Source organism: Lentzea sp. NEAU-D7 (genome assembly GCF_026242055.1).
Taxonomy (GTDB): Bacteria; Actinomycetota; Actinomycetes; order Mycobacteriales; family Pseudonocardiaceae; genus Lentzea.
Window position 1 is genome coordinate 98,045 of sequence record NZ_JAPJDL010000027.1, and the last position, 16,678, is coordinate 114,722.

15 protein-coding genes are annotated in these 16,678 nt (G+C 69.6%); 1 reads left to right on the forward strand and 14 read right to left on the reverse strand.

Annotation, left to right across the window (positions count from 1 at the left end; genetic code table 11):
• Nucleotides 1-36 precede the first annotated feature (36 nt).
• From ORI60_RS38355 to ORI60_RS38365, 3 genes are all read right to left on the reverse strand, one after another.
• Nucleotides 37-768, reverse strand: a complete 732-nt coding sequence (locus tag ORI60_RS38355; protein ID WP_266042926.1) for a LamB/YcsF family protein — start codon at nt 766-768, stop codon at nt 37-39.
• Nucleotides 768-1,544 (reverse strand): type II CAAX endopeptidase family protein, encoded by a 777-nt coding sequence (locus tag ORI60_RS38360; protein ID WP_266042927.1) that lies wholly within the window; start codon nt 1,542-1,544, stop codon nt 768-770. The genes ORI60_RS38355 and ORI60_RS38360 overlap by 1 nt, the downstream gene beginning before the upstream one ends.
• Before the next feature lie 272 nt (nt 1,545-1,816).
• A complete protein-coding gene (locus tag ORI60_RS38365) occupies nt 1,817-2,692 on the reverse strand; it encodes an RNA polymerase sigma-70 factor (RefSeq protein ID WP_266042928.1) in 876 nt (291 codons plus the stop codon).
• A 114-nt stretch (nt 2,693-2,806) separates the two neighbouring features.
• On the opposite strand from ORI60_RS38365, the gene ORI60_RS38370 reads away from it, so the two are divergent.
• Nucleotides 2,807-3,283, forward strand: a complete 477-nt coding sequence (locus tag ORI60_RS38370) for a carboxymuconolactone decarboxylase family protein (protein WP_266042929.1) — start codon at nt 2,807-2,809, stop codon at nt 3,281-3,283.
• On the opposite strand, the gene ORI60_RS38375 is transcribed toward ORI60_RS38370, so the two are convergent.
• The 11 genes from ORI60_RS38375 to allB form a co-directional block, all read right to left on the reverse strand.
• On the reverse strand, nt 3,280-4,335 hold the full coding sequence (locus ORI60_RS38375; protein ID WP_266042930.1) for an amidohydrolase family protein: 1,056 nt from the start codon (nt 4,333-4,335) through the stop codon (nt 3,280-3,282). The genes ORI60_RS38370 and ORI60_RS38375 overlap by 4 nt on opposite strands.
• A 2-nt stretch (nt 4,336-4,337) precedes the next feature.
• The gene (ffh, locus tag ORI60_RS38380; protein WP_266042931.1) at nt 4,338-5,888 is read right to left on the reverse strand and encodes a signal recognition particle protein; all 1,551 of its coding nucleotides are present in this window, start codon (nt 5,886-5,888) and stop codon (nt 4,338-4,340) included.
• 26 nt (nt 5,889-5,914) lie between these two features.
• Nucleotides 5,915-6,529, reverse strand: a complete 615-nt coding sequence (locus tag ORI60_RS38385) for an HAD family hydrolase (protein WP_266042932.1) — start codon at nt 6,527-6,529, stop codon at nt 5,915-5,917.
• Complete coding sequence (locus tag ORI60_RS38390; protein ID WP_266042933.1) at nt 6,526-7,086, reverse strand: AAA family ATPase; 561 nt, start codon at nt 7,084-7,086, stop codon at nt 6,526-6,528. Before ORI60_RS38390 ends, ORI60_RS38385 begins: the two co-directional genes overlap by 4 nt.
• Nucleotides 7,087-7,155: 69 nt before the next feature.
• Complete coding sequence (locus ORI60_RS38395; RefSeq protein ID WP_266042934.1) at nt 7,156-8,166, reverse strand: hypothetical protein; 1,011 nt, start codon at nt 8,164-8,166, stop codon at nt 7,156-7,158.
• Between the two features lie 278 nt (nt 8,167-8,444).
• On the reverse strand, nt 8,445-10,769 hold the full coding sequence (locus tag ORI60_RS38400; RefSeq protein ID WP_266042935.1) for a [protein-PII] uridylyltransferase: 2,325 nt from the start codon (nt 10,767-10,769) through the stop codon (nt 8,445-8,447).
• Between the two features lie 18 nt (nt 10,770-10,787).
• Nucleotides 10,788-11,126 (reverse strand): P-II family nitrogen regulator, encoded by a 339-nt coding sequence (locus ORI60_RS38405; protein ID WP_089917583.1) that lies wholly within the window; start codon nt 11,124-11,126, stop codon nt 10,788-10,790.
• Complete coding sequence (locus tag ORI60_RS38410; protein ID WP_266042936.1) at nt 11,123-12,466, reverse strand: ammonium transporter; 1,344 nt, start codon at nt 12,464-12,466, stop codon at nt 11,123-11,125. Before ORI60_RS38410 ends, ORI60_RS38405 begins: the two co-directional genes overlap by 4 nt.
• Before the next feature lie 279 nt (nt 12,467-12,745).
• The gene (locus ORI60_RS38415; protein ID WP_266042937.1) at nt 12,746-14,281 is read right to left on the reverse strand and encodes an alpha/beta hydrolase; all 1,536 of its coding nucleotides are present in this window, start codon (nt 14,279-14,281) and stop codon (nt 12,746-12,748) included.
• Between the two features lie 113 nt (nt 14,282-14,394).
• Entirely contained in the window at nt 14,395-15,387 is a 993-nt protein-coding gene (gene alc / locus ORI60_RS38420) for an allantoicase (protein ID WP_266042938.1), read from the reverse strand.
• A complete protein-coding gene (allB, locus tag ORI60_RS38425; RefSeq protein WP_266042939.1) occupies nt 15,384-16,673 on the reverse strand; it encodes an allantoinase AllB in 1,290 nt (429 codons plus the stop codon). Before allB ends, alc begins: the two co-directional genes overlap by 4 nt.
• Nucleotides 16,674-16,678: the final 5 nt, after the last annotated feature.

Here is a 16,678-nt window from a genome sequence, read left to right on the forward strand (position 1 = left end):
TGTGCCAGACGGGAACCGGCGGATCCGAATCGGGTCCTACGCGAACGGTGACACGGTGCCGAGCGCTTCCTTCACCGCACGCGCGTGAGCAACCGCTCCTGGCGTGTCGCCGTGCACGCACAACGACTCCGCCCGCGTCTTGATGACCGTGCCGTCGACCGCGACGAGCTCGCCCTGCAGCAGCCGGGTGGCCCGTTCGACGATCTGCGCGGTGTCGGTGAGCAGCGCGTCCGGCCGGCTGCGCGGGACCAGCGTGCCCTCCGGCGTGTAGCCGCGGTCGGCGAACGCCTCCTGGACGGGCCTCAAGCCCGCTCGCGAGGCCTTCTCCAGCAGCTGGGAGCCGGGCAGGCCGAGGATCGGCAGGTCCTTGAACGCCTTGGTGCCGTTCACGACCGCCTCGGCCTGCTTCTCGTGGTGCACCGTGGCGTTGTAGAGCGCGCCGTGCGGCTTCACGTACACGACCTCGGTGCCTGCTGCTCGTGCGCACGCATCGAGCGCGCCGATCTGGTAGAGCACCTCGTCCGCCAGCTCGACCGGGTCGGCGTCGATGAACCGCCGGCCGAACCCGGCCAGGTCGCGGTAGCTCACCTGGGCGCCGATCTTCACGCCGTTCTTCGCGGCTTCCTCGCAGACCTTGCGCATCGTGGACGGATCACCGGCGTGGAAGCCGCACGCGACGTTCGCACTGGTGATGACGCCCAGCAGCGCGGCGTCGTCGCCGAGTTTCCAGATGCCGAAGCCCTCGCCGAGGTCGCTGTTCAGGTCCATCAGATGACACCGACCGACAGCAGCAGGAGGGACAGGCCGGGCAGGAAGTTGTTCAGCACGTGCGCCACCATGCTCGCCCCGAGGCTCCGGGTGATCAGGCGGGCGACGCCGATGGGGATGGCGATCACGAGGAGCAGCCAGGTGCGCTGCGGTTCGAGGTGGCTGAGCGCGAAGATCACCGTGGTCAGCACGAACGCCGCCCACCTGCTCCAGCCCTGCCGCTCGACCGCGCCCCAGAGCAGCCCGCGGAAGATGATCTCCTCGCAGATCGGGCCGATGAAGCTCATGTAGAGGAACATCGTGATCGCGGCGGCCAGCGGCAGGTTCGCGTTGCTGAAGAGCTCGCCGATGGCGCTCGTGGCGTTGTCCTTGCCGACGATCTTCGCCCACACGGTCGCGGCGGCGTAGGTGAAGACCAGGCCGATGACGCCGATCTTGAGACCGAAGACGACGTCCGACTTGGTCAGGCTCAGCCGCAGGTCGATGACGGGACCGTTGCCGCGCACGTACGTGATCAGGACGGCGACCGCGGCCGCGAGCATGATCGGCACCAGTGAGCCGACCAGCACCAGCGAGGTCGAGGTCTCCAGCGTCGCGCCGAAGCTCGCCCCCACGGCAGTGATGAACACGGCGCTCAGGATGAAGACCGCTTCCACCAGCAGGAACGCGCCGAATCCCCAACGCTGGCCGACCCGTTCGGGCTCCGGGTTGCGGCTGATGTCCCGCACGCTCTCGATGAAGCCGCGCTTCGGCTTCACGGATTCCGGCTCACTCACGCTCTGCAATTTAGTCACAACGCGGCTACCAGCGGTGGAACAGCAGGCAATGCCACCCTCATGATCAGCCCACCTCGCGATCGACGCCGCCGGACCTCAGAATGCGAGGCTACTGTGCGGCACCGGCGGAGTCCCGGCCGAGCATCTGGTCAAAAGATGGTCAGATCAGGTCCCTGCCGGGTGTCCTACTCCTGGTGGATGGATCGGCGCACAAAGCCTGGGACTAAACCCCCGCGGCGGACGTCCTGACGCGGGGCCGGACCGCGTCCTGATCACCGGCGCAGGGTCGTCTCCTCGGTCATGTGCGAGAGCTTGGCCGGGTTGCGCACCGCGTACAGGCCGCTGATCAGCCCGTTCTCGACCCGCACCGCGACCACCGTGTCGAGCTCGCCGCCGAACCGCACGATCAACGCCGGACAGCCGTTGACCTGGGCCGGCTCCTTCGTCCAGCCGGTCACCTTCAGCAGGCCGCCGAGCAGCATCCGCGCGACCTTCGAGGAACCCACGACGGGACGCGGGACGGCCTGCTTCACGCCGCCGCCGTCGCCGAGGAACACGACGTCCGGCGCGAGCAGGTCGAGCAGGGCCTGGAGGTCTCCCGTCTCGGTGGCGCGCTGGAACGCGGCCAGGGCCTCGCGGGACGCCGCCTGCGTCACGACCTCACGCGGACGGCGGGCGGCCACGTGGGAACGGGCGCGGTGCGCGATCTGGCGGACGGCGGCCGGGTTCTTGTCCAGGGCCGCCGCGATCTCGTCGTAGTCCACGTCGAAGACCTCGCGCAGCACGAAGACCGCCCGCTCGGTCGGGGTGAGGGTTTCGAGGACCAGCATCATCGCCATCGAGACGCTGTCGGCGAGTTCGACGTCCTCGGCGACGTCCGGGGCGGTGAGCAACGGCTCCGGCAGCCAGGAGCCCACGTAGGACTCCTTGCGGCGGCCCAGGGTGCGCAGGCGGCCGAGGGCCTGGCGGGTGACGATCCGGACCAGGTAGGCGCGGTCGTTCTCGACGGTGCCGTGGTCGACGCCCGCCCAGCGCAGCCACGTCTCCTGCAGCACGTCCTCCGCGTCTGCGGCGGAGCCGAGCATCTCGTAGGCGATCGTGAAGAGCAGGTTGCGGTGGCTGACGAACGCGTCGGTGGCGGCATCCATGGTCACAAGACACCAGGCGGGCGGGCTTTGTGACAGTGGGCCGGATCACAGTCACACGGAACGGGTCGCCGGCATCTCGTGGTCGTCAAGCAAGTCCACGAGGGAGGAAACATCATGGAACCGCGCTTCGACCTCTTCGGCACGGAGACCGGCAGCAAGATCGCTAAGCGGTTCGCGGGCCTCGGCCAGGCCGTGCACCAGACGTCGCTGCCCGCCACCACCGCGGAACTGGTCAGCCTGCGGGCGAGCCAGTTGAACGGCTGCGGCTTCTGCCTCGACATGCACGTCAAGGAGGCCATCGCGGCGGGCGAGGACCCGCTGCGGCTGCACCTGGTGGCCGGCTGGCGCGAGACGACGGTGTTCACCGAGGCCGAGCAGGCCGCGCTGGCGTTCACCGAGGAAGGCACCCTGCTCACGCGGGAGGGCGTGAGCGACGAGACCTGGGCAGCCGTGCGCAAGCACTTCGACGACGAGCAGGTCGCGGCGCTGGTCTGCCTGCTCGGGCTGATCAACGCCGCCAACCGGATGGCCGTCATCACGCGCCAGAAGGGTGGCTCGTACCAGGTGGGCGCACTGGCCCAGCACGCCTAGTGGATGCGGCCCCGGAGCATGACCATGCGCGGCGACCGGAGAGTCTCCAGGTTCTCCCGCGGGTCCTCGTCGTAGACGACGATGTCCGCGGCCGCGCCCTCGGTCAGCGACGGGAAGCCGAGCCACTCGCGGGCACCCCACGACGCGGCGCCGATGGCGTCCACAGCGCTCATCCCCACGCCGTGCAGCGCGACGATCTCGTCGACGATGCGGCCGTGCCGGATGCCACCGCCCGCGTCGGTGCCCGCGTAGACCGGGACGCCCGCCTCGATCGCGGACGCCACCGTGGTGGAGACGCGCGCGTGCAGGTCGCGCATGTGGTTCGCGTACTTCGGGTACTTGCCGGCCTTCTCGGCGATGCCGGGGAAGGTCTCGATGTTGATCAGCGTGGGCACCAGCGCCGTGCCGCGTGCGGCCATCAGCGAGATGGTGTCGTCGGTCAGGCCGGTGCCGTGCTCGATGCAGTCGATGCCCGCGTTGATCAGGCCCGGCAGCGCGTCCTCGCCGAACACGTGGGCCGTGACCTTCGCGCCGGCCTCGTGGGCGACCTTGATGGCCCCGGCCAGCTCGTCGTCCGTCCACAGTGGAGCGAGGTCGCCCTCGCCGCGGTCGATCCAGTCGCCGACGAGCTTGACCCAGCCGTCGCCGTACGCGGCCTGCTCGGCCACCGCCGTCGCCAGGTCGGACTCGACCTCCACGCTGATGTGCGGGATGTAGCGCTTCGGCCGGGAGATGTGCTTGCCCGCGCGGATGATCCGCGGCAGGTCCAGGCGCTCCTGCAACGGCGTCGTGTCGATCGGTGAGCCGCAGTCGCGGATCAGCAACGTGCCCGCGTCGCGGTCGGTGATCGCCTGCTCGACGGCCTCGGGCAGCTCGACGCCGCCCTGGGGGCCCAGGCCGACGTGGCAGTGCGCGTCGACCAGGCCCGGCACGAGGAACCCGCCGTCGACGACGGTCTGCGCGCCCGGCACCGGCCGGGTGCGGACGCGGCCGTTGACGACCCACAGGTCTCGCGGCTCGCCGTCCGGCAGGACGACGCCGCGCAGGTGCATGGTCACTTCTTCTTGTCGTCCCCGTCGAACTTGAACTTCGACGGGTCGAAGCCGGGCGGGAGCTCGTTCATGCCGCCGCCGAGCTTCGACAGGTCGGGCATCCCGCCGGGCGGCATGCCGGGCATGCCGCCGGGGAACATCCCGGGCGGGAAGCCGCCCTTGACCTTGGGAGGCGTCGGGCCGCGTCCGCCCTTGCCCTTCTTCCCCTTCTTGCCCTTGCGGGTCTTGCTGCCGCCACCGCCGCCGAAGCCCATCCGGCCGGCCATCGACGCCATCATCTTGCGGGCCTCGAAGAAGCGGTTGACCAGGTCGTTGACGTCGCTGACCTTGACGCCCGAGCCGTTCGCGATGCGCAGCCGGCGGGAGCCGTTGATGATCTTGGGGTCGTCGCGCTCGGCCGGGGTCATGCCGCGGATGATCGCCTGGATGCGGTCGAGGTGCTTCTCGTCCAGCATGCCGAGCTGGTCCTTCATCTGCCCGGCGCCGGGCAGCATGCCGAGCAGGTTCGCGATCGGGCCCATCTTGCGGATCGCGAGCATCTGCTCGAGGAAGTCCTCCAGCGTCAACTGACCGGAGTGCAGCTTCGCCGCGGCCTTCTCGGCCTGGTCCTGGTCGAAGTGCTGCTCGGCCTGCTCGATCAGGGTGAGGACGTCACCCATGCCGAGGATGCGCGACGCCATCCGGTCCGGGTGGAAGACGTCGAAGTCCTCGAGCTTCTCACCGTTGGACGCGAAGAGGATCGGCTGGCCGGTGACCTCGCGGACCGACAGCGCGGCACCACCGCGGGCGTCGCCGTCGAGCTTGGTGAGCACGACACCGGTGAAGCCGACGCCGTCGCGGAACGCCGTGGCGGTGTTGATCGCGTCCTGACCGACCATCGCGTCGACCACGAACAGGATCTCGTCCGGGTTGACCGCCGCCCGGATGTCGATGGCCTGCTGCATCATCTCCTCGTCGACGCCGAGCCGGCCGGCCGTGTCGACGAGGACGATGTCGTGCTGCTTGGCCTTGGCCTCCTCGATGCCGCGGCGCGACACCTCGACGGGGTTGCCCACGCCGTTGCCGGGCTCGGGGGCGAAGACGGGCACGCCCGCGCGCTCACCGACGACCTGGAGCTGCGTCACCGCGTTCGGGCGCTGCAGGTCGGCGGCGATCAGCAGCGGGGTGTGGCCCTGGCCCTTGAGCCACTTGGCCAGCTTGCCCGCGAGCGTCGTCTTGCCGGCACCCTGCAGACCCGCCAGCATGATCACCGAGGGCGGGTTCTTCGCGAGGTTCAGCCTGCGGGTCTCGCCACCGAGGACGTTGACGAGCTCCTCGTTGACGATCTTCACGACCTGCTGCGCCGGGTTCAGCGCCTGGTGGACCTCGGCTCCCTTGGCGCGTTCCTTCACCTTCGCGATGAAGTTGCGCACAACGGGCAGCGCGACGTCGGCCTCGAGCAGGGCGACCCTGATCTCGCGGGCGGTCGCGTCGATGTCGGCGTCGCTGAGCCGGCCCTTGCCGCGAAGGCCCTGGAGAACCGTGGTCAGCCGGTCGGAAAGCGTGGAGAACACGTCGTCCAGACTAGCTAACCGGACGTTCACCCGATCCCGTGGCTCGCCAGGGCCTGCAGGAGCACCGGTTCGCGGCGTCCGACCGGAGCAGTGGAGATCTGCGCGAACCGCAGCCCCGCCGCCACCGCCGCTCCGTCCGCGACCGGGTCGTCGCCGACGTACAGGCACTCCGACGGCTCCACGTCCAGGCGGACGCAGGCGGCGTCGAACGCGCGGGCGGACGGCTTCGAGACGCCGAGCTCGTAGGACAACGCGAAGGCGTCCACGGACAGCGACTCGCGCGCGAACACCCGCCTGATGTCCCACGAGATGTTGCTCAGCACCCCGACCTTCAGCTGCCGCGCGGCCTCCAGCGCGGCAGCGGTGTCGGCGTAGGGCAGCCAGAACGCCGGGTTGTGCAGGCGCTGGAACAGCTCGTCGTCGAAGCTCAGCCCGGCCAGGCGGAACAGGATCCAGTGGGCCGACCGGTTCGCCAGCGCGGTCAGGTCGCGGGCGTCCCACACCGCGCGCTCGGCGGCGTTCATCCGCGCCAAGTACGGCGCCGGTGCGCGCAGCACCGCGAGGTGCGGCGGCGAGAGCCATCGGTAGGCGGGACGCCCGAAGAGGGTGCCCGCGAAGTCGAAGAGGACGGCCTTGATCACGACACCATGATGCGCAGACCGCCCGAGGTCCCCGCACGGGTGAGGAGCGTCACGCTGCTGAATCCGAACGGCACCCAGCCCGCCTCGAACTGCGCGCGCATGGACGAGCCGCGGCGGACGTGGCGTTCGAACGCGTGGGTGCGGACGACGCGCTTGCGGGCGATCTGGCCGTCGAGGGCCTGGGCCGCCGAGGCGTCCAGCCACAGGAAGTGGCGGGAGCGCCCCGACAGCAGGCCGGCGAGCACCAGCATGAAACGCGTGCCGGGACGGGTGGACGGCTCGTGCACCACCAGCAGCCCTGTGCAGAACACCGCCGCCCAGAAGACGCGCATCCGATGTGTGAGGTGCACGAACACGCGCCAGTACTTGTACGGCAGCGGTACGCGCGGCTCCAGCCACGAGCGCACCTGGTCCGAGTCCAGCACGGTGACCGGCTCGTCCGCGTCGAGGCGGTTGAGCAGGGTCGTCTTGCCCGCGCCGGGGATTCCGGCGAGGACTACGAGCGAGCGCGGCGGCACTCGGACGACTGCGGTCTGCGTGTTCAACACGGCGGTCATGTCCTAGAAGACGTTTCGACCATCCCTCTCGTTCAGTTTGGGCCGATTTCCACCGAAATGCACGGGGTTCTACCGCCAGACCACGGCGCGGTGGGTGCCGTCGGCGAACGCCGCCACGCCGATGACCTGCCCGACCTCGCTCAGGCCGGTCACGGAGTGACGTGCGGCACCGGACAGCGCCGGCAGCACCGTTCGCGTGCCGCCCATGTCCCAGGTCGCCGCCGACGTGCCGACCGTGCCCGCGACCACGCCGGAGTTGTTCACCTCGGCGGCACTCGACGGTGCGGGCGCCAGCGTCTCGACCGCGCCGGTGAAGTGGTCCCACCGGGTCGCCTGCGACGAGACGTCTCCGACCGCGAAGCCGTTGTCGCTGATGTCGGACGGCCGCGCGGCGAGGCCGAGCTGCGTCTTGCCCGCGCGCAGCCACAGCACGCCGCCGGTGCTCGCCGTGCCGACCGCGTCGCCGAGCTGGTTCACCCCGGCGACCGCGCCCGCGTCGAGCACGGTCCGCACGCCCGACGCGTTCCACCGGACCACGTCGCCGCCGGTCTTGCCGACCACCCAGTTGCCGTTGGTGACGTGGAGCCCGCTGCCCGCGCCGAGGACAGTCACCTCGCCGAACGAGGTCCACAGCACCGCCTGGCTCACGCCGTTGATCGTCGCGGCACCCGTGACGGTGCCGGAGTCGTTGACGTCGTACGCGACGGAACTCGTCGCACCGGCCACCGCGAGCTGCACGAGCGCACCGGAGGGCAGCCACTTCACGGCCTGCGCCTGGCCCGCGGCGTTCACCGCGTAACCGACGACGACGTTGTCACGGTTGATGGCCGCGGCCCACGAGTCGGACCCGAAGTCGGCGAGCTTCGTGATGCCGTCCCACCGGTCCCACCGCACGGCGTGCTGCGCGGTGCCGGCGCCGTAGGAGACACCGGCGATCGTGCCGGAGTCGTTGATGTCGGCCGCGGCGCTGCGAAGATCACCCGGCAACGTGCCCAGGTCCTCCACGGCGAGTGGAGCGGCGTGTGCGGTGACGGGAACGACCAGGGCCGCGACGAGGGCGGCCACCATGGCGATTCTCAAGTTCTTCCTCCCCAGTCAGAACAACGAGAAACTCGACCATGCCCAGGTTCGACGGAGGTTGTCCAGGAACCTGTCTCGTTGTCGGACAAGAGGAATCGGCGGTGGTGCGGGTGCCCGGTACCTCCCCCGGCGCCGTCACCGCGCACCACCGCCTCTGCCCGTCCGGGAAGCGGTCCACCCCTCGAGGACGCTTTCCGGACACCACGAACACTGCCGGGTTCCGGCGGCGCGCAGGAGCGTGAGCACCCGGAGAGGTTGTGCGTAGAGCTACTCAACCTCTACCTGGCGGCGTCGAGCACCGCCCGTTCGATCCGGCGCCGGTCGAGGTCCTCGCCCGCGATGCTGAACGAGTCGACGACCGTCGCTCCCAGTGTGGACACGCGCGCCCACTGCACGTCCGCGCCGCACTGCTCCAGCGCACCCGCGACGCGGTGCAGCAGCCCGATCCGGTCGGCGGCGCGCAGTTCGAGCACCACCGCGCCGGTCGCCTCGTCGTCGAACCACAGCACCTTCGCGGGCGGCGGGTCGACCGGCGGGCCGCCGTAGTCGCGTTCCTTCGCGGTGAGCTTGTCGGCCAGCGACAACGACCCCTCGATCGCCCTGGAGAGCTGTTCGCGCAACAGGGTGGCGTCGGGCAGCGAGCCGAACCGCGGTGACACCGTGAACGCGTCCACCGTCGCGCCACCGTGTGCGCGCAACGTCGCCGCGTGGACCTCCAACGAGTTCAGCGCGAGCACACCGGCGGCTTTGGACAGCAGGCCCGGCCGGTCCGGCGCGATCACCGTCACGACCGCCGCGTGGTCCTGCTTCTCCAGCAGCACGTCCGGTTTTCCCGACGCCGCGACGCGTTCCGCCATCGCCACGTGCACGGGGTCGAGCGGTTCCGGCTTGGGCAGCGCGTCCCCCGCCATCGCCGTGCGGCAGCGGGTGACCAGGTCGGTCATCAGCGCGGCCTTCCAGTCCGTCCACACTCCCGGCCCGGTCGCCATGGAGTCCGACTCCGCCAGCGCGTGCAGCAGCTCCAGCAGGATCGCGTCGCCGCCGAGCGTCTCCACCACCCGGTGCACGGTCGCCTCGTCCTCGACGTCGCGGCGGGTCGCGGTGTGCGGCAGCAACAGGTGGTGCCGCACCATCGCCGACAACGTCTCGACGTCCTGCGGCCACAGCCCGATGCGCTCCCCGATCTGGGTCGCCAGCGCGGCCCCGACCTCGGAGTGGTCCTGCTGCCGGCCCTTGCCGATGTCGTGGATCAGCGCGCCCAGCAGCAACAGGTCGGGCCTCGCCACCGTCGTCGCGAGGCGGGCCGCGTGGGCGACCGTCTGCACGAGGTGCCGGTCGACCGTCCACATGTGCGCGGCGTCGCGCGGCGGCAGGTCCCGCACCGCGCCCCACTCGGGGAACAGCCGGCCCCACAACCCCGTGCGGTCCAACGCCTCCACGACGTCCACGAGCCCGCTTCCGCTGCCCAGCAACGCCAGCAGCTCCTCGCGGGCCTCGCGCGGCCACGGCTGGCGCAGCTCCGGCGCCGAGTCCGCGAGCCGCGTCAGCGTTCCCGCCGCGATCGGGTGCTTGCTGCGAGCAGCCGCCGTCGCGACTCGCAACAACAACGCCGGATCGCGGCTGGGAATCGCGTCACGAGCGAGCGAGACCTCGGAACCGTGCAGCACAACGCCTTCGTCCAGCGGCCTGCGCGGCGGTTGCCCGCGGAGGAACGCTCCGAGCCCGCGCTTCGGCGCGGCGGCGCGAGCGCCCCGCATGGCCACGTCGAACGCGTAGACGACCGTCCGTGCGGCGGAGGAGAGGGAACGGGCCAGTGCGAACCGGTCCGCCAGCCCCAGGGCCGAGGCCACCTCGTCACCGTCCTGCGCCCGCAGCACGTCACGGGGTTTCCTCGCCACCCGGCGGAGCTCGGTGCGCACGTCCAGCAGCAACCGGCGTGCCTCGTCGACGTCGGCGGACGGCCGGTCGACCAGCTGCGCGAGCGACAGCGCGTCCAGCATCGTGAGGTCCCGCAGTCCCCCGCGGCCGTGCTTCAGGTCGGGTTCGACGCGGTGCGCGATCTCGCCGCCGCGCGCCCAGCGCTTCTGCGACGACTCGGCCATCTCGTCCAGCCGGTTGCGGACGTTGCCGCGCCACGCCTGCTTCGCGCCTTCGGCGAGCTTCTGGGTGACCTCGGGATCACCCGCGATGTGCCGGATGTCCAGCAGCCCCAGCGCGGTTCTCAGGTCACCGGCGGCGACCCTCAAAGCTTCCCCCACGGTGCGCACCGAGTGGTCGAGCCCGATGCCGGAGTTCCACAGTGGATACCAGAGCTTCTCGGCGATCTCGTCGACGTTCTTGACGCCGTTGTGCACCAGGACCAGATCGAGGTCGGAATAGGGCACGAGCTCACGCCGCCCCAGCCCGCCGACCGCCACGAGCGCGATACCCGGTCCGGATATCCCCGCTCCCCCCGCATGTTTGGTCAGCCAGAACTCGTGCAGGTCCACGAGTGCCTCGCGCAGCGGTTCGGCGGCCAAGCGACGACGACCTGGCGCGAGCAGCCTTTCGCGTGCTCGCACCAGGTCGTCAGCCGTGACGACGGCCGTTTCGTTGTTCTCCACGGGCCGTCTCCTAGATTGTTAAAGCGCATCCGATCCACGTTCGCCCGTGCGCACGCGCACGACCGTGTCGACCGAAGTGACCCACACCTTGCCGTCACCGATCTTGCCGGTGCGGGCGGCCTCGACCACCGCTTCCAGCACCTTCTCGACGGCGGTGTCGTCGATGACGACCTCGATCTTGATCTTGGGCACGAAGTCCACCGAGTACTCCGCACCGCGGTAGACCTCGGTGTGGCCCTTCTGGCGCCCGTAGCCCTGCACTTCACTGACCGTCATGCCCAGCACCCCGAGCTGTTCGAGGGCGCCCTTCACGTCGTCCAGGGTGAACGGCTTGATGATCGCGGTGACCAGCTTCATTTCTTGTTGCTCCCCTCGAGAACCGCGGTCGCACCCGCGGCCACGCTCGGCTTGCCGGTACCACGCGCACTGGTGAGGCTGCCGTACTCGTAGGCGCGCTCAGCGTGCTCAGCCTCGTCGATGCTCGCGACCTCGGCCTCCTCCGACGCGCGGAACCCGACGGTGAACTTCACCAGGTAACCGAGCGCGAGGCTCAGCACGAACGAGTACCCGAGCACCGCGAACGCACCGACGGCCTGGCGCCAGAGCTGGTCGACGCCGCCGCCGTAGAACAGACCGTTGATCTTGGCCGGGGCCGCCTCGCTGGCGAACAGACCGATCAGGATCGTGCCGGACAGACCACCGACGAGGTGGACGCCGACGACGTCGAGCGAGTCGTCGAAGCCGAAGCGGTACTTGAGCGACACGGCCAGGGCGCAGAGGACACCGGTGATCGCGCCGATCGCGATGGCGCCGACCGGGGTGACCGCGGAACAGGCGGGCGTGATGGCGACCAGACCGGCGATGACACCCGACGCGGCACCGAGCGTGGTGGCCTTGCCGTCGCGGATGCGCTCGGTCAGCAGCCAGCCGAGCATCGCGGCACAGGTGGCGACGAGGGTGTTGATGAAGGTGACACCGGCGGTGCCGTTCGCACCCAGGGCCGAACCGGCGTTGAACCCGAACCAGCCGAACCACAGCAGACCGGCGCCGAGCACGACCAGCGGCAGGCTGTGCGGCTTCATCGGCTCCTTGGGCCAGCCGACGCGCTTGCCGAGCACGATCGCGAGCGCCAGACCCGCGGCACCGGCGTTGATGTGCACCGCCGTACCACCGGCGAAGTCGATCGCGAGGAGCTTGTTGGCGATCCAGCCGCCGGGGTCCACGACGTTGCCGGCCTCGTCCTTGCCGTCGAAGTCGAACACCCAGTGCGCGACCGGGAAGTAGACGATCGTGGCCCACAGGCCCGCGAACAGCAGCCACGGGCCGAAGCGGGCGCGGTCGGCGATCGCACCGGAGATCAGCGCGACCGTGATGATCGCGAACATCGCCTGGAACGCGACGAACACGGTGCTCGGGAGCTTGCCGACCAGCGAGTCGGCGGCCAGCAGCCCGTCGAGGCCGAAGAACTCGAACGGCTTGCCCAGCAGGCCTCCGCCGACGTCCGCTCCGAATGCCGTCGAGTAGCCGAACAGCACCCACAGGACACCGACCACGGCCATGGCGCCCAGGCTCATCATCATCATGTTGAGCACGCTCTTCGAACGGACCATGCCTCCGTAGAAGAAGGCAAGGCCCGGCGTCATCAGCAGCACCAATGCGGCGCTGGTGAGCACCCAGGCGGTGTCCCCTGTATCCACTTCGACCTCCACTGCACGTCGGTTGCAGGGAGCATCGAGATGTCCTGTTTCACGCACTTACGTGGAACGTTTCGCGGAGGTGAACTGTGGGGCCGACGTTGTTACGTCCGCGTTTCGCGCCGTTCACGGCCTCGATTCGGCCACCTCACCGCGGCGAAACGGTCACGAGACGTAGCGCGGGGTTCCTGCTTTCCGGGGACGCGGGACGCCTCGGCCGAGGTCTTCGTGACACCGTGATGCCCCCGGCGCGAACACCGGGGGCATCACTGCTGACGAACGTCAGCGAACCGAGAACGGGCCCACCGGGATCCGCGGCTTCGCGGACATGATGGACGCCTCAGCCGGCGGCTCGACAGCGGCGCACGAGGTGCCGTTGCGCGGCAGCTTCAGCGAGACCAGGTACTCGTTGTTGATCTTCAGCGTGCACTCGCTGCGGTCGTAGACGCCGTGGCCCCAGCCTTCGTAGGTCATGAAGACGGTGGTGTCACGGGACTGGCGGTGTGCGTTGACCGCCCACTCGTACGCCGTCGCCGGGTCGTGCTTGGCGTTGGTGAGCAGGATCTTCGGCGCGTTCTTGATCTTCAGCGTGCGCTGCGGGTTCGTGGCCTTCGGGAACCCGGCGCAGCCCATCATCGCGCCGTGGCCGAGCGAGGAGCCGCGCGTGTTCGGCGCGATGCGGTACTCCGACTTCACCAGCGACTGGTACTCGCCCCACGAGCTGACGCGGAGGTTGTAGTCGTTGCAGAAGATGCCCGGGAACGGGTTCGGGAACGTCTCCTCGGCCGCGAAGGCCGAGAAGGCCGCCTTCGGCGCCTGAGTGCCGTCGATGATCTGCTTGATCTGGTCGGCGAACGACTTCCAGCTGGGGCCGTAGGCCATGCTGACCACGCCACCACCGAGGTCCTCCGGCGTCAGCTTGGCGGCCGGGTCCCACGGTGCGGGCACCTCACCGCGCTCCGCCTTCGCCAGCAGGTCCTTCCAGATCTTGCGGAGGTCCTGGCCGTGGAACGGCGACGACGCCGAGCGGTCGTTCCACTTGACCCACTCGTTGAACGAGTCCTCGGCGGTGCGCGCCTCGGAGTCGAGGAACTGCTTCGTGCCGAGGCTGTGGTCCATGTTGGAGTCGATGATCATGGCGCGGATGTTCTTGCCGAACTTCTCCGCGTAGTGCTGGCCCATGATCGTGCCGTACGAGATGCCGTAGTAGTTGATCTTCTTCTCCCCCAGCGCACGCCGGATGGAGTCGATGTCCTGCGCCACCTCGGCGGTGGAGGCGTTGTCGAAGATGGCGCCGGACTGCTTGCGGCAGTCCTCGCGCAGCGCCTTGTTGTAGGTGACCAGGGCGTCGAACTCGGCCCTGGTCTTGGGGTGGACCGACGGCTGCTTCTGCAGCATCTCCGCCGAGCACTTGATCGGCGCGCTGCGCGCGACGCCACGCGGGTCGAACCCGATGACGTCGAACTTGTCGACGATCTCCTTGCTGAAGTAGCGGTCGGCGCCGAACGAGAAGTCGACACCCGACCCACCCGGCCCGCCGGGGTTGATCACCATCGCGCCGATGCGCTGGGACGGGTCGTTCGCCTTGCGGCGCGACACGGCCAGCTGGAACTTCTCACCGTTCGGCTTGGCGTAGTCGATCGGCAGTTCGAGGAAGCCGCACTCGACCGTCGGCATCTCCTCGCACGGCTTCCAGTCGACCGCGCCGACGTTGAACTCCGGCTGCCCTTCCGGAGCCGCGGTCGCGACCTGACTCGCACCTAGTACCAATGCAGAACTCGCGATCGCGGCGCCGAAGACGCGCACCATCGGTTGCATGGAATTCCTCCCTAGATCCCCGATCTTGCGAGAGGAACGCTTCCACCGATCGTGTGACGCAGACAACCAACCTAGGTAGGGATGAGAATCAGACCGTGGTCGTACAACCACCGTCAGTTAGTCGTTTTGGCCCACATCGTCTGAAGGTGTGATACGCCGTCGCTCGTAAGGGTGCCGAAGACTCGAAGGCGTGCCATTCCGCCGTCCGGATAGATGTCGAGGCGGACGGCCGTAGCCTCGGTCGCGTCCACGACGAACCGGTGCCGCGTGTCGGGCTGCAGCCGGGTGCGCGGCAGCAGGTCGAACCAGGCGTCGGGGTCGCTGCGCTCGTCGCAGCCGCGCACGGACGCCCAGCCGGGCGCGTTGCCCTTGAAGTGGCTTGTGTCGAGCTCCACGAGCTGCACGACACCGGGAGCGGCGAGCCGGAGCGACACCCAGTCGTTGCCGTCGTCACGGCGGCGCGCGGTCTCCCAGCCCTCGCCCATGACCGTGGCCTGACCAGGGGCGATGAGGTTGTTCGGCGAGCTGTAGAACATGTTGCTGCAGCCGGTGACGACGGCGCCGTTCTCCAGCGCGGCGAGGTCGATGCCACCCACGAGCAGACGCGGGTCGGCGAGCGGTTCGCCGTGCACGCGCAAGCGAGCCACACCGCCGTCCGGGTCGATGGTCAGCCGTACGTGCGTGACGCGGCGTCCTTCGGTGACGTCGAAGAAGTGCTTCTCGTCGCCCTTCAGCGCGCTGCGTTCGACGAGCGGGAACCACTCGGTGATCTCGTCGGCGGACGGGTAGCCGTCGACCTGCGCACCCTCGACCCAGCAGAACGGCGGGTAGTTGCCCTTGAAGAACGCCGTGTCGACGACGACCCCGCGCACGACACCGGGCATGCCGAGCCTGACCACCGCCTGGTCCACGCCGGCCTCACGGCGGCGGCGGGTCTCCCAGCCGTCGTACACCTGGCCTTTGTGACCGAAGGTGTAGGTCTGGTAGACCGGCTCGGCGGGCTTGATCAGGTTCTCCCGCTCGGCGAACAGCTCGTCGTTCGCCCACACCACACCACCACCGACCGCGCGCGAGGCGAGATCGGGCAGCCGGGTCCACTCGGTCATGCTTCTCCTCTGCGTAGCAACTTGCCCTGTGCCTGGCCGATCTCCTTGCCGCGCAACCAGGTCTGGCGAACGACCCCGTGCAGCTCGCGGCCGTGGTACGGCGTCACCGGGTTGCGGTGGTGCAGCTTGTCCCTGTCCACCACGAACGTCTCGTCCGGCGCGAACACCACGAGGTCCGCGTCCTTGCCCGCCTCGATGGCGCCCTTGGTCTCCAGCCCGACCTGACGCGCCGGGTGCGTCGCCATCCAGCGGACGACGTCGGTGAGGTGGAAGCCGCGCTCCCGTGCGCCCGTCCACACCGCCGGCAACCCGAGCTGCAGCGACGCGATGCCGCCCCACGCCGTCGCGAAGTCGCCTTCCTTCAGCTCCACCGTGCTCGGCGAGTGGTCGCTGACGACCAGGTCGATCACGCCGTCGCGCAGGCCCTGCCACAGCGCCTCGCGGTTCTCCGCCTCGCGGATCGGCGGGCAGCACTTGAACTCCGTCTGCCCGTCGTGGATCTCCTCGGCGGTGAAGGTCAGGTAGTGCGGGCAGGTCTCGGCGGTGATCCGCAGGCTCTCCCGTTTGGCGGCCCCCAGGATCGAGAGCGCGTCCGACGACGAGAGGTGCAGGACGTGCGTGCGCGCGCCGGTCCTGCGGGTCAACGCCACGACGTCGCTGATCGCCTTGTTCTCGGCCTCGCGGGGCCGGGACGCCAGGAAGCCCGCGTAGTCCGGTTCGGACTCACGAACCGTGTGCGCGTCTTCGGCGTGCACGATCGTCAACGCGTCGAGCGTGGCCAGCTGCCTGAGCGCCACTTCGAGTTCGCCGGTCGTGACGGCCGGGAACTCGTCCACGCCCGAGTGCAGCAGGAAGCACTTGAAGCCGAAGACACCTGCCTCGTGCAACGGCTTCAGGTCCGCGAGGTTGCCGGGGACGATGCCGCCCCAGAACCCGACGTCGACCGAGACGTTCGCCGCGGCCTTGCGCTTGATCTCCAGCGCCGCCACCTCGACCGTCGGCGGGATGCTGTTGAGCGGCATGTCGATGATCGTCGTGACGCCTCCGGCGGCGGCGGCCCTCGTGGCTGTCTCGAAGCCCTCCCACTCGCTGCGGCCGGGGTCGTTGACGTGCACGTGGGTGTCGACCAGCCCCGGCAGCAGCACCTCGTCGTCCGCGAGGTGCACGACGTTGGGCGAGTCGATCCGGGGCTCGACCGCGACGATCCGGCCGTCGGCGACACCCACGTCACACGCGATCTCGCCCTGCGGGGTCACGACCCTGCGGGCGCGGAAGACCAGGTCCATGGCAC